General features: G+C 67.8%; 15 protein-coding genes and 1 pseudogene. 10 read left to right on the top strand and 6 right to left on the bottom strand.

The genetic code is table 11. The annotated features are described in order from the left end of the window. Positions 1-386 (bottom strand): annotated as a pseudogene (locus BLU09_RS35325) (ISKra4-like element ISMfu2 family transposase); the annotation flags it as partial. A gap of 183 nt (positions 387-569) precedes the next feature. On the opposite strand from BLU09_RS35325, the gene BLU09_RS35330 reads away from it, so the two are divergent. From BLU09_RS35330 to BLU09_RS35345, 4 genes are all read left to right on the top strand, one after another. After that, positions 570-1,151, top strand: a complete 582-nt coding sequence (locus BLU09_RS35330) for an AHH domain-containing protein (protein ID WP_090495554.1) — start codon at positions 570-572, stop codon at positions 1,149-1,151. Positions 1,152-1,246: 95 nt separating this feature from the next. Beyond that, positions 1,247-1,741 carry an imm11 family protein gene (locus BLU09_RS35335; protein ID WP_143043254.1) on the top strand — a complete coding sequence of 165 codons (495 nt, stop codon included), beginning with the start codon at positions 1,247-1,249 and terminating at the stop codon, positions 1,739-1,741. Between the two features lie 42 nt (positions 1,742-1,783). After that, entirely contained in the window at positions 1,784-2,308 is a 525-nt protein-coding gene (locus tag BLU09_RS35340; RefSeq protein ID WP_090495556.1) for a DUF6484 domain-containing protein, read from the top strand. A 6-nt stretch (positions 2,309-2,314) separates the two neighbouring features. Further along, the gene (locus BLU09_RS35345) at positions 2,315-3,607 is read left to right on the top strand and encodes a TIGR02270 family protein (protein ID WP_143043255.1); all 1,293 of its coding nucleotides are present in this window, start codon (positions 2,315-2,317) and stop codon (positions 3,605-3,607) included. On the opposite strand, the gene BLU09_RS35350 is transcribed toward BLU09_RS35345, so the two are convergent. Next, complete coding sequence (locus BLU09_RS35350; protein WP_090495558.1) at positions 3,595-5,124, bottom strand: pyridoxal phosphate-dependent decarboxylase family protein; 1,530 nt, start codon at positions 5,122-5,124, stop codon at positions 3,595-3,597. The genes BLU09_RS35345 and BLU09_RS35350 overlap by 13 nt on opposite strands. Before the next feature lie 16 nt (positions 5,125-5,140). Continuing rightward, on the bottom strand, positions 5,141-6,748 hold the full coding sequence (locus BLU09_RS35355) for a xylulokinase (RefSeq protein WP_090495559.1): 1,608 nt from the start codon (positions 6,746-6,748) through the stop codon (positions 5,141-5,143). A gap of 235 nt (positions 6,749-6,983) precedes the next feature. Between BLU09_RS35355 and BLU09_RS35360 the strand changes: the two genes are divergently transcribed. From BLU09_RS35360 to BLU09_RS35370, 3 genes are all read left to right on the top strand, one after another. Continuing rightward, on the top strand, positions 6,984-7,547 hold the full coding sequence (locus BLU09_RS35360; RefSeq protein ID WP_090495560.1) for a ferritin-like domain-containing protein: 564 nt from the start codon (positions 6,984-6,986) through the stop codon (positions 7,545-7,547). 63 nt (positions 7,548-7,610) lie between these two features. Further along, positions 7,611-9,113, top strand: a complete 1,503-nt coding sequence (locus BLU09_RS35365; protein WP_090495561.1) for an ArnT family glycosyltransferase — start codon at positions 7,611-7,613, stop codon at positions 9,111-9,113. A gap of 256 nt (positions 9,114-9,369) precedes the next feature. Next, positions 9,370-12,942, top strand: a complete 3,573-nt coding sequence (locus tag BLU09_RS35370; protein WP_186817995.1) for a PepSY domain-containing protein — start codon at positions 9,370-9,372, stop codon at positions 12,940-12,942. Positions 12,943-13,028: 86 nt separating this feature from the next. Here BLU09_RS35370 and BLU09_RS35375 read toward each other — a convergent pair whose 3' ends face one another. Beyond that, a complete protein-coding gene (locus tag BLU09_RS35375; protein WP_090495563.1) occupies positions 13,029-14,222 on the bottom strand; it encodes an AI-2E family transporter in 1,194 nt (397 codons plus the stop codon). A gap of 304 nt (positions 14,223-14,526) precedes the next feature. Here BLU09_RS35375 and BLU09_RS35380 point away from each other — a divergent pair, with 304 nt between their 5' ends. After that, positions 14,527-14,856 carry a hypothetical protein gene (locus BLU09_RS35380; protein WP_244172305.1) on the top strand — a complete coding sequence of 110 codons (330 nt, stop codon included), beginning with the start codon at positions 14,527-14,529 and terminating at the stop codon, positions 14,854-14,856. A gap of 17 nt (positions 14,857-14,873) precedes the next feature. On the opposite strand, the gene BLU09_RS35385 is transcribed toward BLU09_RS35380, so the two are convergent. Continuing rightward, entirely contained in the window at positions 14,874-16,523 is a 1,650-nt protein-coding gene (locus BLU09_RS35385) for a gluconolaconase (RefSeq protein ID WP_090495565.1), read from the bottom strand. A gap of 8 nt (positions 16,524-16,531) precedes the next feature. Further along, positions 16,532-18,346, bottom strand: coding sequence for a flavin-containing monooxygenase (locus BLU09_RS35390; RefSeq protein WP_186817997.1), 1,815 nt, complete (start codon positions 18,344-18,346; stop codon positions 16,532-16,534). Between the two features lie 169 nt (positions 18,347-18,515). On the opposite strand from BLU09_RS35390, the gene BLU09_RS35395 reads away from it, so the two are divergent. Continuing rightward, positions 18,516-19,028, top strand: a complete 513-nt coding sequence (locus BLU09_RS35395) for a TetR/AcrR family transcriptional regulator (RefSeq protein WP_090495567.1) — start codon at positions 18,516-18,518, stop codon at positions 19,026-19,028. A gap of 95 nt (positions 19,029-19,123) precedes the next feature. Next, complete coding sequence (locus BLU09_RS35400; RefSeq protein WP_244172306.1) at positions 19,124-21,208, top strand: lamin tail domain-containing protein; 2,085 nt, start codon at positions 19,124-19,126, stop codon at positions 21,206-21,208. Positions 21,209-21,222: the final 14 nt, after the last annotated feature.

Below are 21,222 nucleotides of genomic sequence, written 5' to 3' on the forward strand. Positions count from 1 at the left end.
CACCCGAGGCCGCTGGCCGCCATACAGCGCTCCCACCGCATGCCCCACCCGCTCGAAGGAGGCTCGGCAATACGGCAATACGGCAGCACACCCACCTGACGCGCCGTCGCTTCTGCCTCCCGCGAAGTGCCTCGCGCCAGCAGGTACGCCATGGGCACCGCCGCCTCCGGTAACCAGCCGTCAGCCACGCACCCGGCTTGGACGCTGACGGTGTCCACCGTGGGGCCATTGCGCTCGCCCACCCGTCGGTAGAGGCTTCTCTCTATTTCGACGGGCCCTTGCCGCGTCTTGTACGTTGCCGGGTACCGTCCGACTCGCACGTAGGACTGGCCTTCGATGAGGACTCGCGCCGCGTCGAGGTCGAGCCCTCGAAGCAACCTCCACTTCATCAACCGCTCCGTTTGTTCCGCTCCGGCATTCACCTCCTGCCATGCGGCGTCGAACGCGGCCAGGTCCCCTCTGCTCGCTCCCTCCACCCCTCGGTGGGCGCGCTTCAGCGTCTCCTCCAGCGCCTTGACGCTGTCCTCGAATCCTTCCGGCACTTCGATGGTCACCTTTGGCATCGTTGGATGTCCTCCAGTGGCACAACCCACCAGTGGCCTCGCCTGCTGCCGACCATCAGGCCTCCGGTGGTCCCCTTGCCTGTCAGCTCGCTCGCTGCTCAGTGCCAGATCCACACCCTTGAGCAGTTGGACAGCACCTCGACCTTGAAGGACAACGCCGTCCTCGCAGGATGGGACATCAACGGTGTTTCCAACGGGATGCTCCTGCCCAAAGACGAGGCGGACGTCGCGCTCCACCTCCTGCAGGAGCACAACGGAAGCCATCCTGGCGCATATACCTCCCCCATCGCAGATCTCTTGGATGACATCGAGAACGCATACGCGGAGGTCTGCCAGGGCAAGGAAGATGTCGCATTACAGCTCGCCCTTGCAGAGCAGTTGAAGCAAGCTTCGGTGTTCGTCCAGACTCGAATCCTGGGCATCCGGCAACAAGCCAGTGGCGTGGAGTTCTGGGGGCTGCACTTGAACTCGCTGTCGGTCTATACCAGTGCGGTTCGCACCCTGGAGGATCGGCGGCAACGTTATATGGAACAGCAGCGACAGCAGATCCTCAATAACACGCAACGCCAAGCCTCGAAGGGAGTCTGATGTACCACGTCATTCGCTATGGGCCCGCCGAACACAACGCAGCGAGCCTGCATCTGGATCCCATTCTGGGATTCGAAAAGAAGAAGGTGTCATTCATGAGCGGCGCCAAGCTGGGGCCCCTGCCTCCCCTGACCGCGCGAAAACGCGTGGGCGCCGAGGGGGACATGGTGGACTACATGAGCGCGTCTCCCGCCACCCTGGTCTTTTCCCCCCGCTTCCGCGAGGCCCTGGAATCGGCAGGAGTCGACAACGTCGATTACTACCCGCTGACGCTCATCGACGAGTCGTCAGGCAAGAAGACGTCCGGCCATCAGGCGGCCAACGTCGTCGGCCTGATTGACTGCGTGGACCGGCAGACGTCGGTCTTCACGCCCATGGCCGGCTTCCCAGCGGAGCCCCTGGGCAAGAACACCATCTTCGAATTGAAGGAACTGCATTTGGCCCCGCAGAAAATCCAGGGGGCGAAGCTGTTCAGGCTCTTCGGGAAGCCGTCCGTCCTCATCGTCCACGAGTCAGTGAAGGAAGTGCTCCAGAAGTCAGGCATGCGAGGGTTTCAGTTCAAATCCGCCGAAGGCTACGCGGGCGTCTGACAAGCGGTCGCGAGGCAAGTCCCCAAGGCAGGAGAAACGCCGATGCGCGCAAAGGCTGGAGAAACGGTTCCGTTCGTAGGAGATGCGGAAGAGCCGCGTGTCGGCTCCCGGGGGCCACGTGTAGGCTGGCTCGTGGGAGTGGATGGCGAGGGCAATCCACAGGTGGACTTCGAGGGAAATACGGCGGGTCCCCTTTCTGCGCGCACCATCATCCCCATGAGCCCCAAGGTCCTGGCGGACGCCACCGCGCGAAGGCCAGGGGCGGTCCTGCTCTTCGAGCAGGATGACCTGTCGCGACCGGTGCTCATCGGGCTGCTTCAACCTGCGTCCACCTCGCCCTTGGTCGAAGCATTGCTTTCGGGAGCAGCCGACTCAGAATCCGCCTTGGATGCCCATGTAGATGGCCGGCGAGTCGTCCTGGAGGGAAAAGAGGAGGTCGTGCTCCGGTGTGGCGAAGCCACCATCACGCTGCGGCGCAATGGGAAGGTCGTCATCCGGGGCGTCCAGGTCGAAACCCACGCCACGGGCACCAATCGCATCAAGGGCGCCTCGGTGAAGGTCAACTAGGTGTCCATGATTCTCTGGGACATCCTCGAAGAGCATCTCAACGAAGCAGCCTTTCTCTGGGGACAGTGGGAACGTTCGCTACGCTCGCCCCGGTACGTGCTGAGAGAGGTCATCGACGGGCCTGAGGAGCGATTGCTTGCGCACGTGGAAGGCCTGTGCGAGGGCGGAGCGCTCGCCATCGAGCGCCTGCTGCGACCCGCGCTCGAAGAAGAGGATACCGGCTTCTTTTGTACCGCTGCCTTCACCTTGCTGTCGGATTCGATGGCGGCGCATCTCGACACGCTGCTGGATGGCTTTGACGAGGCTTCGGAGCAGCGACAGTCCTGCATCCGCCGCGTGCTGGAACTGGGAGGGGGCGAGGCCCTCACGGCACGGATGGAGAGGATATTGACGGAAGGTACGGCCCCCGCGTCCGTACTTGCCACCGCGCTCGATGCATTGAGCCTCCGGCAGCCGCATTCCCGTGTCGAACTGAAGCCGTTCTTGTCCAGCGCAATCCCCCGGCTCCAGGCCGCCGCTCTGCGCGCGGTGGGACGCTGGCTGTCTCCACTCGACACTGCGGCGCTGGCGCGCCCCCTGGACTCGCCGGACGCATCTGTCCGCGACGCCGCGCTCGTCGCGGGGCTGTTGCTGGGCCGACGGGCTGCATGGAGCGCCTGCAGGCACTTCGTCGAGGCCCGCGTACCGGCCATCGCGCGAGCTGCACTCCTCGTGGCGATGGGAGGCCAACCCAAGGACATCGAGATGCTGACGAAGGCGCTGGATACGCCCGAACTCCAGGGGGACGTGCTCCGGGCACTGGGAACCAGTGGGAGTCCGACGGCCGTCGAGGCCTGCCTCCCCCACTTGCGAAATCCGAAGGTGGCCCACCTCGCGGCGGAAGCCATCTCCACCATCACGGGCCTGGTCGTGGAAGGCCCCTTCCGTCGGGAGGCACCAGACAATGAGGGGGATGAGGACGATGCCCCGCTCATCCCGGCGCCCGAGGATGATCTGCCATTCCCCGACCACGAGGCCATTGAGGCCTGGTGGAAGGAGCAGCGAAAGCGCTTCATGCCGGGCACGCGCTATCTGCACGGACAACCGATGACCGCCGCACTGATACTGGAGGCACTGCGACAGGCGCCCATGTTACGGCGGCCTGCCCTTGCTCTGAATGTCGCCATTCGCAGCAAGGGGGCCATCCGACTGAATCCCGATGGCTTCGCCCAGGAGCAATGGGCGCAGGTCTCGCGGCTGCGCCCAGCTTCCGTTTCCCACCCCTCCCAGCCCTACTCCGACTTCGCTCAGACCTTGTAGAGCAGGTCCATGTACTTCTTGAGCAGGTCGCTCACCAGACCGCGGAAGGGCACGGAGGCGGCCATGCCGTACACGGGCGCCATCGTCCCCTTCGCGCTGGGGTGGGACTTCACGTAGTCCACGGCGTCGCGCAGGTCGACCAGGAACTGGTCCGCGACGCCGGGCTGCGTGTGGCGCAGCGTGACGCACAGGTGGACGGCGGACGGTTTGTGCAGGCCATTGAGGTTCCACCCGTGCTCGCTCATCCGCTCCATCACCTGGAAGATGTCCACGGACTCCGAACCGAAGGCGATGACGAACAGCGGGTCGCCCAGCACGTGCAGCTCCGGGATGTCGCGGATGCCCTTCTTGATGGCCGCCGCCGTCTCCAGGATGCTCCGGGTGGCGTCCAGGTAGCCCTGCTCGCCCATGCTCACCAGCGCGGCCCACGCCGAGGCGATGAGCGCCCCGGGCCGGCTGCCGGAGAAGGTGGGCGAGAAGTAGATGCCACCCGGCCAGTCCGTCGCCGTGAAGTACTGGTGCGACCGCAGCTCCGTGCCCCGGTACAACACCACCGAGGAGCCCTTGGCCGCGTAGCCAAACTTGTGCGTGTCCACGGACATGGACGTCACGCCCGACAGCCGGAAGTCGAAGGGCGGCACGTCGTAGCCCAGCTTCATGGCGAAAGGCAGCACGAAGCCGCCCAGGCATGCGTCGGTGTGGAAGCCGATGCGCTTCTTGCGCGCAATCTCGGACAGCGCCTCGATGGGGTCGATGACCCCGTGCGGAAAGCCCGGTGCGGAGCCGATGATGACGATGGTGTTGCGGTTCACCGCCTTGCGCATGGCGGCCACGTCCGCGCGGTAGTCCGGGCCCACCGGGACGCGCACCATCTTGATGCCGAAGTAGTGCGCCGCCTTGTCGAAGGCCGGGTGCGCGCTGGCGGGCGCCACCATCTCCGGCCGGGTGATGCCCTTGGTCTCCCGGGCCCAGTCCCGGTACGTCTTCATCGCCAGCATGATGCTCTCGGTGCCACCGGACGACATGGCCCCGCAGATGCGCGCCTCCTCCGGCTGGCCGGCGTTCGCCACGTCCGCGCCGAGCATGCTGGCCGTCATCGCCACCACCTCCGCCTCGAACTTGGTGGCGCTGGGCCACAGGTCGGCGTGCAGGGGGTTGCTCTGTGAATGCAGCGCATAGACGCGGTTGAGGAACGCGATGTGCTCCGCGTCGCCGTTGTACACGCCTCCGGACACGCGGCCCTCCCGCCAGCGGTACTCCTCCTGCGACTCCAGGGCCTGGAGCTCACGCAGCACGTCCTCGCGCGAGCGCCCCGTCGGCGGCAGGTGGTCGAACGACTGCATCTTCCCGCGGTAGGGCTTGAGGCCGCTCTCCAGTTCGGACAGCAGCGAGCCCGTCTCCCGGTTGAGCAGGCCCTTCACCCCCGGAACAGCCTTGAGGTAGCGCTCCGCCGCGGAAAGCAGCCTCGGTGGGACGTGGTTGAGCAGGCTCAGCGCCTTCAGGTCTGGAAGTGCCATGGCGAACTCCTGGGGTTCAGGCGCTTCGCGCGCGATTGAGCCGCGCGAAGATGGCCTTGTTGTGTTTGTAGATGTTGACGAACTCGCGAAACAGCTCGTCGTAGAGCGCCGCGTTCTTCGAATCCGGATGAAAGGTGCGGGCGACCGGCACGAGCGAGGGAATCTCCTCCACCGTCAGCTTCCCCAGCGCCACCGCGGCCTGGAACGCGGCGCCTCTCGCGTTGGCGAGCACCGGTTCATCCACCTGCTGCACCGCGCGGCCCAGCACGTCCGCGTGAATCTGGCACCACAGCGCGGAGCGCGCCCCGCCGCCGATGATTCGCAGCGAGTCCAACCGCCGGCCCACGAACTGCTCCACATAGGTGAAGAGCCAGCGCGAGTTGTAGGCGACGCCCTCCATCACCGCCCGGACCATGTGCGCCCGCGTCGTCTTCAGGGACTGGTTGAAGAAGCCGCCGCGCAGCGACTTGTCATCCACCGGGCTGCGCTCGCCGTTGAGCCAGGGCAGGAAGATGAGCTGGTCGCTGCCCGCGGGGACGTTGCCTGCCTGCGCCTCCATCACCTGGTAGAGGTCCGGCGCGTCCCCGTCCGTGCCCGCCCCCGCATCCCGGCCATACAGGATGTTGTCCTTGAGGAAGGTGAGGCAGATGCCGGCGGACTCCTGCTCGTTGGCCAGCAGGTAGCGCCCGGGCAGGGCGGACGGCACGGACGCCATCTGGTGGAAGAGGTCCGTCTTCTTGTAGGGCACGTGGCAGCACAGCCACGACGAGGTCCCCACGCACAGGTGGGGCTCGAAGTCTCCCACCGCGCCAGAACCCACGGCGGCGGCGAGGATGTCCGGCGCGCCCGTCACCACCTGAACGTCCTCACTCAGGCCCAGCTCGCTCGCGGCCTGTGCCTGGAGCGGCCCCAGCACCGTGGAGGCGGGGACCAGGTCCGGGAGCTTCTCCCGCTCGAGCCCCGCCATCTTCAGCAGCCGGTCGTCATAGGCGATGCGGCCCAGCGCGCGGTTGTCCGTCACCCAGTGCAGGGTGATGGAGTCATACGAGGCGGTGCAGCGGCCACTCAGCTTCAGGTTGAGCCAGTCCTTCGGCTCCAGGAACTTGTACGTCCGGCGGTACACGTCCGGGCGCTCGCGCCGCAGGTAGAGGATGTGGCCCACCGGGTCCTTGCCCGACAGGCTGGGCACTCCGCCCGACAGGCGAATCCACGTCATCAGGCGGCGAACGTCGTAGCCCTTCACGGAGAGGAAGCCGCCCACCGCGCGCTTCACGTCCGGCGCGCCGCGCGAGTCCATCCAGATGAGCGCGGGGCACACGGGCGTTCCGGACGCGTCCACCGCGACGGTGCCGGACCACTGCGAGCTGCAGTTGACGCCGATGACGTCCTCCGCGCGCACGGCCCCGGAGGCCAGCAGGCGGCGCGTCGCCAGGACGATGGCGCGCCACCACGCCTCCGGCTGCTGCTCGGCGCCCCCATCCGGGAGCAGGGACAGCTCCAGCGGCTCCACGTCACCGCCCAGAATCCGTCCCCTCAGCGTGACGGCCGCCACCTTGACGGCGGACGTCCCGAGGTCAATGGCCAGGATGGCCTGCTCACCTGCGTGGGACACACTTCCCTCCATGCCGGGCGTCAAGACAGACCGGGCGGGCGACTGCCGCGACGGCCGAGTCTAGGAAACGAACGCGTGCAGCCTGCCACCGACGCGTGGAAGTTCGTCGTTTTTCTGAAAGCTCGGAAGAAGTCCCCGCGCCCTCGTCCGCCCCCGGGGCGTGGTGGCGGACTGTTCCTCCCGTGGGTGGCTTCCACGCGCCCCGCCCTTCCTACCTTTGCGCGAGGCCCAGAACAGGGGGACCACCATGGCCGAAGTCCAGCAGCCCTTCCTCACGGATATCACCGAGATTCGCCGCCGAGCCCGGGAGCACCTGGAGGAAGGCGCCATCACCGAAGACTACGAGGGCGACGTCAACGCCACCATCAAGCTGCTCAACGACGCGCTGGCGACGGAAATCGTCTGCGTGCTGCGCTACACCTACCACTACGTCGCCGCGGTGGGCATCCAGAGCGAGTCCGTCAAGGACGAGTTTGGACAGCACGCCCGCGAGGAGCAGCAGCACGCGCTTCGCATCGCCGAGCGCATCAACCAGCTTGGTGGCAAGGCGGACTTCAACCCCGAAGGACTGCTGTCCCGCAGCGCCAGCCAGTACGCCGAAGGGCAGAACCTGGTGGACATGATCAAGGAGAACCTCATCGCCGAGCGCATCGCCATCCAGACGTACCAGGAGATGGTGCGCTACTTCGCCAACCATGACCCGACGACGCGCCGGATGATGGAGGACATCCTCGCCAAGGAGGAGGAGCACGCCAACGACATGCATGACCTGCTGGTGGCGCACCAGGGCAAGCCGCCCCTGCGGAGCTGAGCGCCGCCTGGCCGCCGCGCTCGCGCCTGGCTAAGGTGGCGGGCAACGCGTCCGGGGGGTGGCATGCGCAGGCGCTTCACCGCTGTGAGCGAGCTGTGTCGGCGGCACCCGGTGGCCCTGGGCGCCGCCGCGACCTTCAGCCTCAGCCTGCTGCTGCGCTGGCTCTACCTGCAGGCGTCGCCCGACCGGGCCTGGCCCTTCTCCATTTTCTTCTACGGCGACGCGCGCTTCTTCCACGCCTACGCCGCCGACCTCGCGCGCGGGCACACCGGGCCCGCCACCCTGCCCTACCACCCGCCCCTGTTCCCCTGGCTCCTGGGGCTGCTCTACCGCGTGCTGGGCCCGCCGCAGGGCAGCGCCTACCCGTACAAGCTCGCGCTGGCGCTGCTGAACGCGGGCACGGTCGCCTTCACGGGCTGGTGGTGGCGCAAGGTGCTGGGCACCGGCTGGAGCCTGCTGGGCGCCGCCCTCTTCGCGAGCAGCTTCGGCTGGCTGGTGCTGTCCACCACGTACAGCAACGAAGTGCTCTACGTCCTCTTCCTCTCGGCCACCTGCGCGCTGATGCTCCAGCACCGCGCGGGCCCCACGTGGACGGGCGCCGTGCTGCTGGGCGCCGTCATGGGCCTGGGTTCGCTCACCCGCGCCGAGCACCTGTACCTCTGGCCCTTCCTCCTCGCCTGGGCCTGGCTCTACCGAGGCGCCACGCCCCCGCGGACACTGGCCTTGCGTTGGGGCGCGGCCCTGCTCGTCACCGCCGTCGTGCTGGCCCCCTGGGCAATCCACAACGCGCGCGTGCTGCGCGAGCTCAACGCCCGGACGCCGCACCTGGAGCCGCTGCCCGTGCTGGCCCCCGTCACCGTGTACGGCCCCATCAACTTCGCCATGGCGAACCACGCCGCGGCCACCGGGGGCTTCACGCCCGACAGCGTCAACCAGATGGGCCAGGAGGGCTTCCTGGACGTGGCCAACCCCGCCCAACGCCACCTGTTGCTGCACGGGTACGCGGAGGGGCTCGCGTGGATGCGGGATGCCCCGGCGGACGCGGCGCGTCTGTGGCTGGCCAAGCTGGACCGCTGGCTGGACGGCTTCCGGCTGGGTCTGGGGGCCTCCAACCTGCCCGCGGGACTGCACGGCGCCCGAGCCCCCGTGGACGTCTTCGTGCCGGAGAGCGCGTGGCTGAAGTGGCCGCTCACCCTGCTGCTGCTCGCGGGCGCCGCGCTGTCCTTGCGGCCCGCGTGGCGCGGCTTCGCGCTCTTCACCGCGGTGCTGCTGCACCGGGCCCTCATCACCGTCGCCTTCTTCGGCTACACGCGCGGCCTGCTCGCCGTCTTTCCCGCGCTCATCCCGTTGCTGTTGCTGCCGCTCGTGGTGCTCGCCACACGCGCCTCCCCACAGCGGTGGGCCACCCGGCTGCCCGCCGTCGCCGCCGCCGCGTTGCTCTTCTTCTGGGTGGAGGCCGGCGTGCTCGCGCTGACCGCGCCCCGGCGCTTCATGGCCAGCGGGAGCACCGACCGCGCCAGCGGCAAGCTCATCCAGGATGACTGGGTGCGCATCTGGCCAGACTGATGGCGATTCGCGCCCGCTTGGAAAAACTTCAATCCCGCGGGATGGCAGTCCGGCTCGTGCACGGCAGTTCGAATGCCAGGCACACCAACAGTGAACACTTCTAAGTCCCGTTATTCTTGCAAAACTTTCTTCGGGAATAGCGAACGGAATCCCACGTATTCAGATTTAATTTCACACCCGGTATGGGCGTTGACGTGCTCCGTGCAGGAGCCACCGCGAGGGCATGTGCCTCCGCGGGTCCGCAGAGGAGAAACGCATGCGCCACACACGGGTGTCAGCAGCATGTCTCGTCCTGCTCCTATCCACCTCCGCCTGGGCCTTCAAGCCACCTGACAAGGGACAGAGCGCCGTCGCCGACAAGGCATTCTTCAAACCAGAGCTGTACCTGCCCATCCAGAACATGCCGTTGCAGCAGGCCCGCCAGCAGATGAACTCGCTCGGCGCCGACGCGTGGGACGACTTCTTCAAGCGCAATGGGCGCGAGTTCAACGTCTACATCGACCCGCGCACGGGAACACCCACCGCGGTGCAAGGCACCATTCCCCTCATCCCGGGTGACGGCTTCAACAACAAGGTCACCATGGACGAGGTCCGTGAGTCCATTGGCCGCTCCATCGCGAACGTGGACGAGGCCGCCGTCGGTGACCTCATCTTCAAGTTCATCGCGGACAACCAGGCCGCGTTCAACGTCGACCTGATGCAGATGGGCAGCCCCCGGGTGACGCGCATCAACGACGACCTCATCCAGGTCCACATCTCCCAGCAGGTCAACGGCGTCCCGGTGCGCCACGGGCGCATCGCGGCCACCATCAGCCACGGCAACCTCATCCTCATCGGCACCGAGGCCTGGGCCAACGTGCGCATCGACACCCGCCCCCGGCTGACCCCGCAGGACGCGCTGGTGTCCGGTAACGGCTTCGTGGGGCTGAACACCAGTCCCCAGACGCTGTGGCAGCAGCCCACGTTGGAGATTGCCCCCGTGGCGCTCAACGGCGAGACCTTCAACGGCGCCGTCGGCACCGGCTACGAGCACCGGCTCGTGTACACCTACGGCTTCTCCGAGGCCGGCGGGGACCAGCGCTGGAAGTCGACGGTGGACGCCCAAACCGGCGAGGTGCTCGCCGTGGAGGACGACAACCACTACTTCGATGCGCAGATGAAGGGCGGCATCTATCCGTCCACCAACATCGGCACCTGCACCTCCAACGAGACGTGCGGCACCATGCAGCCCAACTCGCCCATGCCCTGGGCCAACACCGGACTGGCGGCGCCCAACAACTTCACGGACGGGGCGGGCATCGTCAACTACAGCTCCGGCACCGTCACCACCACGCTGGCGGGCAAGTACGTGCGCATCAGCGACTCGTGCGGCGCCATCAACATCAGCTCCTCCACGGGCAACCTCAACCTGGGCGGCGTGAACAACGACCACGACTGCACGGTGCCTCCGGGCACGTCGCCGGGCAACACCGCCGCGTCCCGCTCCAGCTTCTACGAGCTGAACAAGCTGGCCGAGCAGGCCCGCGGGTGGCTGCCCACCAACACCTGGCTCCAGGGCCAGCTGCTCTCCAACGTCAACATCAACAGCACCTGCAACGCCTTCTGGAACGGCAGCTCGGTGAACTTCTACCGGAGCGGCGGCGGCTGCCGGAACACCGGTGAGATTGGCGCCGTGTTCGACCACGAGTGGGGCCACGGCATCGACGACTTCGACGCCAACGGCTCGCTCAGCAACTCGTCGGAAGGCTACGCGGACATCGCGGCCATCTACCGCCTGCAGACGTCCTGCGTGGGCTACGGCTTCTTCCAGACGGTCAACACCGGCTGCGGCCTGACGCCGGACGGCACGGGCTACAACCAGCAGGAGGCGCAGGTCTCCGGCCAGTCGTGGTGCAACACCAAGTGCTCCGGCGTGCGTGACGCGGACTGGGCCGCCAGCGTGCCCAACATCCCCGCCACGCCGCAGAACTTCGTGTGCCCCATGTGCAGCTCCGGCTCCGGCCCGTGCAGCCGCCAGGTCCACTGCGCGGCCTCGCCCGTGCGTCAGGCGGCCTGGGACTTCGTCACGCGCGACTTGACGGCGCCGCCGTTCAACTACGACTCCAACACCGCCTTCATCGTGGGCAACAAGACGTTCTACCAGGGCAGCGGCAACGTGGGCACGTGGCACGCCTGTAACTGCACGGCGGGCACGTCCGACGGCTGCGGCGCCACCAACGGCTACATGCAGTGGCTGGCGGCGGACGACGACGACGGCAACCTGGCCAACGGCACGCCGCACATGTCCGCCATCTACGCGGCGTACAACCGGCACCGCATCGCGTGCTCCACCCCGACGGTGACGAACAGCGGCTGCGCCTCCGGCCCCACCGCGGCGCCCGCCAACACCACCGCCACCCCGGGTGACGGGCAGGTCAGCCTGAGCTGGAACGCGTCCGCGGGCGCCACCCAGTACTGGGTGATGAAGACGGAGGGCTTCGCGGGCTGCGACTTCGGGAAGGCGAAGGTCGCCACCGTCACCGGCACCACCTATACGGACGGCGAGGTCGCCAACGGCCGGCAGTACTGCTACTCCATCGTCCCGGCGTCCTCCAACGCGTGCTACGGCGCCGCCAGCGCGTGCACGTGCGCCACGCCCGTCTGTGCCGCGCCCGGCACGGCCGTGCTCGCCGCGCCCTCCGGCGGCGCCACCGGCGTGGAGCTGTCCGCGGTGCTGGACTGGAACGACGTCTCCGGCGCCTCCACATACGAGGTGCAGGTCGCCACCGACGCGGCCTTCACCAACGTGGTGGCCAGCGCCACCGCGCTGACGGCCAGCACCTGGACGGTGTCGCCAGCCCTGGCCACCAGCACCTCGTTCTACTGGCGCGTGCGCGCGAGCAACTCGTGCGGTGGCGTGGGCGCCTGGACCGCGGCGTCCAGCTTCACCACGCGCGGCTGCGTCGCCCTGGCGGCGCCCACGCTGAGCAGCCCCGCCGACGGCGCCACCGGTGTCGGCACGTCCGCGGCGCTCGACTGGAGCGACGTGACCAGCGCCGCCACCTACGAGGTCCAGGTGGCCACGGACTCGGCCTTCACCAACGTGGTCCGCTCGGCCACCGCCCTGACGGCCAGCGCGTGGACGGTGACGCCCGCGCTGAGCAGCAGCACCCCGTACTACTGGCGCGCACGGGCGGCCGACTCCTGCGGCACCAGCGCCTACAGCACCGCGAGAAGCTTCACCACCACCAACATCTGCACGCCGGTGGCCGCCACCTACAACGCCACGCTGCGGACACCGTCCTGCGGCAACGTGTGCGGGTGTGACACCGGGACGGTGCTCGTCAACGGCCGCGGCACCCTGTCCGGCGGCGCCGAGCCCAACCAGCCCAACACCCTCAACGCCTCCTGCGCTGACGGAAGCTCCGGCACCTACCACAGCGATGAGAGCATCGACCGTGTCGTCCTCCGCACGGTGGACCACAGCGCCTTCTCCGTCGGCAAGCAGGTGACGGCCGAGGTGACGGTGTGGTGCTGGGGCAGCACGGACCGCTTCGACCTGTACTACACGACCAACACCTCCGCGCCGTCGTGGACGGCGCTGACCACGGACGTGGCCTGTACGGGCAGCGGTGCGCGGACCTTCACGCACACCTTCAACCTGGGCACCACCGCGGGCAACCACGCCATCCGCGCGCAATTCCGATACGGCGGCACCGCGAGTTCGTGCACCTCCGGCAGCTACAATGACCGCGACGACCTCGTCTTCGGCGTGGCGGCCACGGTGGCCTCCGCGGCGCCGGAGAAGACGCGCAGCGTGCAGGGCCGCTCGACGCAGGCGGCCCGTTGATGAACGAACCCCGTCACCCAACGTGACGGCGGAATGAACGCGAAGGGCCTCCGGGTCGACGTCCGGAGGCCCTTCTGCTTTCGCGCTCAGTGCGCCGAGGGAGCGTCCGGCGGCGGTGGCTCTCGGCTCGGCGGCGCGGACGGACGTGGCCCCGCCATGGGGCCCGCGAAGAGCAACCCTTCCTCCACCGCGCCCCGGCCGGGCTCCCGCTTCGAGGCTTCCATTCGATGGCTGCGCCGCCACGCTTCCTGGCGAAGCGCGAGCACTTCCTGCACCAGCACCTGCGCCGCCGCGGCCAGCGGCACCGCCAGGACGACGCCGGGCAGCCCCGCCAGCGCGCCGCCACAGAGCACCACGAGGGAGATGAGCAGCGGGTTCATCTTGATGGCCCGCCGCTGAATCATGGGGCCCAGCACGTTGGACTCAATCTGCTGGTACACGATGAACACGGCCACTGCGATGAGCGCATCCTTGAGGCCCACCGCGGCCAGGGTGATGACGCCCACCAGCACCGCGCTGATGATGCTGCCCAGATAGGGAATGACGCCCATCATCATCACCATCAATCCCAGCGGCAGGAAGTACGGCACGCCCTGGATGAGCGCCACGGTGGCGGCGACCGTTCCGCCAATGGTCATCACCAGCAGGGTCCCCGCCAGGTAGTTGGCCACGGCCTTGCGCATCCGGGACATGAGCAACCGCACGCGAGGCTGGCGGCGCGGTGACACCCACTGGATGGTGCTCTCGTAGAGGTCTTCACCGAACAGCAGGCTGAACACCGTGAGGACCACCACCGTGATGCCGCCCGCCACCAGGCCCAACGTCGACGACAGGACATTGATGAGGCGGCCCGCGACGTCCGTCGGCTCGAAGCGGATGAGGTCCTCCGCCTGCACCTGCACGCCATAACGCGTGCTCAGTTCCTCCACCCAGCGGGACTGAGCGAGCCGTTCAAGCATCGCGGGCATCGACTGGACCAGGGCCTGGAGCTGGTGGATGAGCATGGGCACCAGCGAGCCCACCAGGACGCCCATCATCCCCAGCAGCGCCAGCGCCACGATGGCCACACCCGCGCCGCGAGGAAGGCCCCACTGCGTCAGCCGGCGCACCAGGGGGCTCAGCGCGATGGAGAGCAGCAGCACGACGGCCAGCAGCGTGAGCACCGGGTACAACGCCCGAAGCGCGGCCCAGCACAGGATGAGCAGCAGGACCTGCGTTCCGACAATCCAGACCGTCCGCGGCGGCACATAGACTGGGAGCTGCCGACGAGATGCCTTCATGCCTCACAAGGTAGGATGTGGTTGCATGGACGGTAGGCGGCCCGGAGCACACCACCGCGTCACCTGACACGCGCTCCTGCAACTTCAGGCAGTTGGCGTAGCGCACACCCAGCAGGCAAGCAGACGTGCGCCCACCGCCACGCCTGAAGTGCGAGCGGGCCTCAAGCACCGAAGCAGGCAACGCATGCCATGGGGGCGAGCGTGCCCCACCCTTGAGTGCGAGCCGAAGGGGGCGCAACCTGCACGCGCCATGTCCGATAATCCCCAGACCCACCCGAGGACCGGGAGTGTGGAGGGTGACGCGATGTGGATTGAAGCCATCGTCATGCCCCGGCAGTGCGCCACGCCGTACCGGCCCCCGCCGCGCAAGAAGCGTGGAGCCGATGCCATCCCGGCATCGGCCCCGGACCGCCGGCCCGCCTACCAAGCCGCGCTCGATGAAGGACGCCGCTTCTGGGACGCCGTGCTCGCGTTCCTGAAAGCCCACCACTTGATGGACGCGGTCCGGTGGATCAGCGAACCGGGAACGATTCCGCTCGTCACGCTCCACTGCACCCGCATCGTCCTGGAGCAGCTCCGGCAAGCGCCGGAGTTCGAAGCGGGCCTGTCGATGAACCTCGAAGTCCCCGTGTGACGGTTGGCCGTGCAGGCTCAAGGCACGGGGACGAAGCGGTAGAGCGCGCTCTCGATGTCGGACGTCACATAGAGGGTGCCCGACGCGCCCACCGCCACGCCCGTGGGGATGTAGCCCGGTGGCAGTCCCTCGCTCTCAGGCAGACCGATGCGCAGGCCACTGGCGAGCACCGTCACCCGGCCCGTGGCCACGTCGATGCGCACCAGCCGCTTGCGGCCCACCTCCGCGACAATCAACCCACCATCGGGATGCAGCGCGATGCCTTCGGGCGCCTTGAGGCCCGTGGCCACCGTGCGCCGCGCCCCATCCGACAGGCGCACCCGAGTCACCTTCCCCGAACGCACCTCCGTCACGTACACCCCAGGCTCCTTCGCCTTCGTGTCGGCCGCGAGTCCCACCGGCCCACCCAGCCTTTCCGCCAGCACCGTGGTGACGGCGGGCTCGGAGGTATCCACACGAACGAGCCGGCCCGTGGCGGCCTCGGCGACGAGCAGTGTGCCGTCCTCCAGCTCCACCACGCCCTGCGCGCCATTCGGACTGGGAAGCGTCCGCAGGAGCGCTCCCGTGCCGCGGTCCAACACCTGGAGGGTGCTGTGGCTGCCCAGATAGGCCGTGCTCAGCACGACATGCCGGGCAGTCACGCTCACGTTCATGGGGAAGTTCAGCTGCGACGAGAGGACCCGCGTCGTCTGGGTCACCAGGCCCTCACGCCCGCCCACCCGGCGCAGGGCGTACACATCCGCCACGTACAGCGTCTCCTCGGGGTCATCAGGCACGACGGCGATACCGGAGGGCACGGACAAGCGAGATTCGACCAGGAGGCGAACGGAGCCATCCACGGGGTTCACCACGCGGATGTCGTTGTCGACCATGTTGGACACGTACACCTGGTCATCCGGGCCCACGGCCAGATTGTCGAGCCCGGTGGGCAGCTTCGCGACGACCTCCTTGGCACCCGACGGCAGACGGACCCGTACCAGCTCGCCCGTCGCCGCGTCGACGACGTAGAGGTTCTCCCGGCGCGCGTCGAAGTTGACGGCGACGGGCACCGTGAAGCCTTCCGCCACCTTCTCGATGAGGCCCGTGTCCACGTCCACGCGGGCAATCTGCCCCTTGAGGATGAGCGGGCCATACAGCCGGTCATCGGGGCCGAACTCGAAGCCATTGAGATAGCCGGGCGCGTCGATGACCTTCCGGGGCGGCTTACGTCCGGTCGGGTCCACCTCCCACAGCGCATCGCCGCGCCCGAGCTGCGTCACGTAGAACCGGCCATCGCCGCGGAAGGCCAGCGAGTTGAGGCCCGGCAGGTTCCTGGCGATGACGCGCGTCTTCCCGTCCGGCGTGCGCCGCATCAACTGGCCGGAGAAGTAACCCGTCCAGTAGATGGAGCCGTCAGGCCCCAGCGCAACATCATCCGCGCCGCCCAGCGGAGGCCCCACGAGCGTGCTCACCGCGCCCGTGCTCAGGTTGATGGCGTGGACCGACTGGCCCAGCAGGTTGCTGGCCAGCAGGTTTCCCTTTCCATCCACGGCGAGCCCGTGGACCCCCTGGAAGTGGGAGCCGGCCACCACCGTCTCCTGTCGGTAGGACTTGGGAGGGGTCGCCAGGGCCGGGCTCGCCATCAACAGCAGGCCGGCGGCCAGGGACTTGGAGACGCATCGGAACATGGAGGCACTCATGGACGTGAAGCCGCCTTGCCCTGCGTGAGCTCCAGGCCCACGAGTCCATCGCCCTGACGCCAGGCACGCAGGACATCGATGAACGCGAGCGTGTCGCCTCCAAAGGTCGCGTAGCGGATGGCGTTCGGCCCCGGGCTGACGCCCTCGTTGTTGTAGTAGCCGGGCGTGCAATCCGCCCCGCCAAAGGAAATCCCCGTCCTGAGGCGGGAGAGAATCACGTCCCACCACTGTTGCTGTGCCTGCGCAGAGGGCTCGATGACTTCCACGCCCTGCTTCAGGCACCGCCCGATGATGTAGGCCGCGTGCTGGGATTGCTCGTCGAGGATGTGCACGAAGTTGATGGCCCAGCCGCTCTGGGTCGTGGTGAACATCAACAGATTCGGGAAGCCGCGGCTGTGCATGCCGTGCAGCGTCGCCGGACCGTCGGCCCAGCTTTCCCGGAGCGATGTGCCATCCCGGCCCCGGATGTCGAAGCCCAGCATCCGGGTGTAGTCACCCGAGACTTCAAAGCCCGAGGCGTAGATGAGGCAGTCGACCGGGTATTCCTTCCCCTTCACCACCACACCCGTCGGTGTCATCCGCTCCACGCCCTTGCCTTCCGTGTCCACGAGCTGGACGTTGGGCCGGTTGAACGTCTCCAGGTATTCGTCGTGGAAGCAGGGCCGCTTGCACATCGGGTTGTAATAAGGCTTGAGCGCCTCGGCCGTCGCTGCATCCGAGACAATGGCATCCACCCGCGCGCGGATCTCCTCCATCTTCCGGTAGTCAGCCAACTGGCGGAGTTCGGCGGCTTCCTCGGGGGTCCGGGCCTGCTGGGTCGCGCCGTCCTGGAAGATGTACGTCCAGCCGTCCTGGACCATGTCGACCGGCAGCGGGCGGCCAGAGACAATCGCGGAGAAGTTCCGGATGCGGTCTTGCTGCCAGCCGGCCTGGAGTGACTTCGCCCAGGCCTCATCCGTGGGCCGGTTGCCGCGCACGCCAACACTCGAGGGGGTGCGCTGAAAGACATACAGCCTCTGGGCCACGGCACCCAGTTGGGGAATGGCCTGAACCGCCGTGGCGCCCGTGCCGATGATGCCCACACGCTTGTCAGCCAGCCGGGTCATGCGGCTGGTGGGGCTGCCACCGGTATAGGCGTAGTCCCAGCGACTGGTATGGAAGCAATGCCCCTTGAACGTCTCGATGCCTGGAATGCCGGGCAGCTTGGCCTTGTGGAGGATGCCTCCGGCGATGATGACGAAGCGCGCCGCCAGCCGGTCCCCTCGGTCCGTCGTGACGTTCCAGCGCCGGGCGTCCTCGTCCCAGTCCATGGACTGGACCAGGGTCTGGAACAGCGCCTTCTCGTAGAGCTGGAAGTGCCTGCCGATGCGCTGGCAATGGGCGAAGATTTCGGGCGCCCGCGCATACTTCTCCGTGGGCATGTAGCCAGTCTCTTCGAGCAGCGGCAGATAGATGTAGGACTCCACATCGCAAGCGGCACCTGGATAGCGGTTCCAATACCAGGTGCCACCGAAGTCGCCGCCCTTCTCGACGATGCGGATGGAGTCCACGCCCGCCTGACGCAGCCGCGCGGCCGACAACATGCCGCCAAACCCACCTCCGACAATCAAGACGTCTAGCGTTTCCGCCAGCGCCGGACGTGTGAAGCCAGGCTCGACATAAGGGTCCTTGTCGAAGTCCGCGAAGACGCCCTTCAAAGGGATGTACTGCGTATTGCCGTCGGGCCGCAGCCGCTTCTCACGCTCGAGGCGGTACTTCTCCTTCAAGGCTTCCGGAGAAAAAGCGCGCCCCTCCTGCTTTGTCGCAGTCATCCGCACATATCCTTTCGAGTTGGAAGCCACGCACGACGTACACAGTCGTTTACTTGCATAGACATAACTCAGTCGGAATTATAAGTAAACCCAGATGCCCTTGACCCGACCGCCCACTGCAAAGCCAGCCGTCCGGCAAAGAGACTCCGAGCGCACACGCACCTCCCTGATGACCGCCGCGCGGGCCCTCTTCTCCTCACAGGGCTTCGCCAACACGGGGGTGCGGGACATCGCGGCGCTGGCCGGAGTCAACTCCTCGCTCGTGGGCCGCTACTTCGGCTCCAAGCAGGGGCTGTACCGGGAGACGCTGGCACAGGTGCTCGATATCGGCCCGCTGCTCCAGATAGAGAGGCGCCAGTTTGGAGAGACGGTGGTGTCCCTCTTCCTGGGCGCACACGACGCCTCGGGTCCGTTGGCGATGCTCATCCTGTCGGCGTCCGACCCCGAAGCCCACGCAATCAGCGTCGAATTGCTCCAGAAGCAGGTCATCGCCCCCCTGGCCCGCTGGCTGGGCGCTCCGGATGGCGAGGGGCGCGCGGCCCGGCTCAACATCCTCTGGAATGGCCTGCTCGTCAGCGGGCGGCTGCTGCCCATCCAACGGCTCTCAGAGGGGCTCGACACGTCCACCCAGCGTTGGCTGGCGGCCGCAATCCAGTCAGTCATTGACGAAGGCGCGACCTGAGGACGCGGCGGTCCTGTCATGGCAGCGGGCGCATGTCCGCCCCATCGGCTACCGTCGTTGTCCTTCGAGCTTCGTTCCATGCCCTGGAGTCGTTCATGTCGCCACCCCGCACACTCGCGCCTCTCCTCGTCCTGCTCCTATTGACCGCCTGTGGGGACGACCCCACGCCCACGCCCGCGGACAGTGGCGTCGTCGTCGACGCCGGAAACAATCCCGACGCTGGGACGGACTCCGATGCGGGCACCGATTCCGATGCGGGGGCGGACGCCGGACAGGATGCGCCGCCCGGCATCACCACCGAGGCCCTGCCGGAAGGCACCGTGGGCCGGGCGTACACGACGACGCTGGCCGCTGCGGGTGGCACCGCACCCCTGACCTGGAGCATCACGGCGGGGACGGCGCCGGCGGGCCTCACGCTGTCCGCCGCGGGCACACTCAGCGGCACGCCCGCCCAGGTGGCCGCCAGCACCTTCACCGTCACGGTGGAGGATGCGAATGGCCAGACGGATACCCAGGAGCTGACGCTCTCCGTGAGCGCGCCGGGCGCCCCCGTGTTCACCGCGGGCCAGTGGAACCTCACCTACTTCGGCTCGGATTCGCGAGGCCCGTCGAATTCCTCGTCGGATGGCGGTACGTCCGACGACCTGCAGATTGCCGGTGCGCGCGACATCATGCTCGCGGCGGGCGCCAACCTGTGGGCCATGGTGGAGATGGTGGATACCGCCGACTTCGACCTGCTCAAGGCCCAGCTCCCCGGCTTCGACGGCTTCCTCTCCAACGACGCGGCCTTCGTCTCCGGCGGAACATCTCCCTACGGCACGAGCAGCCAGAAGCTGGGCGTGCTCTACGACAGCTCCCTCACCTTCCAGAGCGCGACCCTGGTCCGGATTGGGAACAGCTCCGACTTCGCGGACCGCCCACCGCTCCGCGTGGACTTCACCACCGAAATCGGCGGCGTGGAGACGCCGCTCACCGTCATCGTCGTCCACATGCGCGCCAACAGCGCCGACCCGACGGGGCCGCGCGAAGCCCGGGAGCGCGCGTCCGCGGCGCTCAAGGCGTACCTCGACGAGCAGTTGCCCACGCAGCACGTCTTCGTGATGGGCGACTGGAATGACGACGTGGACGAGTCCATCTCGCTCGACCCCACCTCCGGCGCGCCGCTGGCCACGCCCTACCAGAACTTCGTCTCCGACCCGGCTCGCTTCACCTTCATCACCCGGGAGCTGTCGCTGGCGGGGGATGACACCTCCATTGGCTTCGAGAACGTCGTCGACCACACCCTGGCCACCAACGAGGCGGCGGACCGCTACCTCGCGGAATCGGCCCGCGTGCTCTACGCGGACGAGTGGTTCCCCGACTTCCTCAACGTGGTCAGCGACCACCGCCCCGTCGTCAGCAGCTACTCCTTCAGCGCGGCAACCGGCCCCTTCCTCCGCCTGAAGTCACCCCACGGCGGGACGTACCAGGGCGGGAGCACGCTGCCCATCACCTGGACGTCTTGGGGCGTGGGCGAGGTCCGCGTCGAGGTCTCCACCAATGGCGGCACGGACTGGAGCGTCCTGGCCGCGTCCGTCCCGGCGGCCCTGGGCCGCTTCGCCTGGAGCGTTCCAAACGAGGCGGCCTCGAACGTGTGGGTGCGCGTGGTGGATGTCTACGAACCGGCGCACACGGACATGAGTGACGCGGCGTTGACCATCGCCAGCGGCGCCGCGCGCGTGTTCATCAACGAGGTGTTGGCCAATGAAGGCACCCAGACCTCCGCGCACGAGTTCGTGGAGCTGGTCAACGCCAGTCCCTTCCCCGTGGACATCTCCGGCTGGACGCTGTGGGACGCCACCAACGGTTCCGCGCGGCATGTCTTCGCGCAGGGGACGCAGCTGGGGGGTGGCAAGGCGGTGGTCGTCTTCGGTGGCGCCGCGGCGGTGCCTGCGGGACAGGCGAATGCGCTGGCCGCGTCCAGTGGCCTGCTGGGCCTGGGGAACGGAAGTGACTCCGTGCGCATCCGGCGGCAGGACTCCACCCTGGTGGACCAGTACGACTACACGTCCACCGTGCCCGGGGTTTCCGCCAACCGCTCGCCGGACGCCACTCCGGATGCGAACTTCGTCGCGCATGACACGCTGACGCCGGGCGTCGCCAGCTCTCCAGGGCTGCGCGCGGACGGCGCGGCGTTCTGACGAGACACGCGTGA

The organism is Myxococcus virescens (assembly GCF_900101905.1).
In the GTDB taxonomy this organism is placed as follows: Bacteria; Myxococcota; Myxococcia; order Myxococcales; family Myxococcaceae; genus Myxococcus; species Myxococcus virescens.

What these genes read in the sequence shown, in the direction of transcription:
- BLU09_RS35330 (WP_090495554.1), top strand. Translation starts at nt 570, where the DNA reads ATGTCCTCCAGTGGCACAACCCACCAGTGGCCTCGCCTGCTGCCGACC.
- BLU09_RS35335 (WP_143043254.1), top strand. Translation starts at nt 1,247, where the DNA reads ATGAGCGGCGCCAAGCTGGGGCCCCTGCCTCCCCTGACCGCGCGAAAA.
- BLU09_RS35340 (WP_090495556.1), top strand. Translation starts at nt 1,784, where the DNA reads ATGCGCGCAAAGGCTGGAGAAACGGTTCCGTTCGTAGGAGATGCGGAA.
- BLU09_RS35345 (WP_143043255.1), top strand. Translation starts at nt 2,315, where the DNA reads ATGATTCTCTGGGACATCCTCGAAGAGCATCTCAACGAAGCAGCCTTT.
- BLU09_RS35350 (WP_090495558.1), bottom strand. Translation starts at nt 5,124, where the DNA reads ATGGCACTTCCAGACCTGAAGGCGCTGAGCCTGCTCAACCACGTCCCA.
- BLU09_RS35355 (WP_090495559.1), bottom strand. Translation starts at nt 6,748, where the DNA reads ATGGAGGGAAGTGTGTCCCACGCAGGTGAGCAGGCCATCCTGGCCATT.
- BLU09_RS35360 (WP_090495560.1), top strand. Translation starts at nt 6,984, where the DNA reads ATGGCCGAAGTCCAGCAGCCCTTCCTCACGGATATCACCGAGATTCGC.
- BLU09_RS35365 (WP_090495561.1), top strand. Translation starts at nt 7,611, where the DNA reads ATGCGCAGGCGCTTCACCGCTGTGAGCGAGCTGTGTCGGCGGCACCCG.
- BLU09_RS35370 (WP_186817995.1), top strand. Translation starts at nt 9,370, where the DNA reads ATGCGCCACACACGGGTGTCAGCAGCATGTCTCGTCCTGCTCCTATCC.
- BLU09_RS35375 (WP_090495563.1), bottom strand. Translation starts at nt 14,222, where the DNA reads ATGAAGGCATCTCGTCGGCAGCTCCCAGTCTATGTGCCGCCGCGGACG.
- BLU09_RS35380 (WP_244172305.1), top strand. Translation starts at nt 14,527, where the DNA reads ATGTGGATTGAAGCCATCGTCATGCCCCGGCAGTGCGCCACGCCGTAC.
- BLU09_RS35385 (WP_090495565.1), bottom strand. Translation starts at nt 16,523, where the DNA reads ATGTTCCGATGCGTCTCCAAGTCCCTGGCCGCCGGCCTGCTGTTGATG.
- BLU09_RS35390 (WP_186817997.1), bottom strand. Translation starts at nt 18,346, where the DNA reads ATGACTGCGACAAAGCAGGAGGGGCGCGCTTTTTCTCCGGAAGCCTTG.
- BLU09_RS35395 (WP_090495567.1), top strand. Translation starts at nt 18,516, where the DNA reads ATGACCGCCGCGCGGGCCCTCTTCTCCTCACAGGGCTTCGCCAACACG.
- BLU09_RS35400 (WP_244172306.1), top strand. Translation starts at nt 19,124, where the DNA reads ATGTCGCCACCCCGCACACTCGCGCCTCTCCTCGTCCTGCTCCTATTG.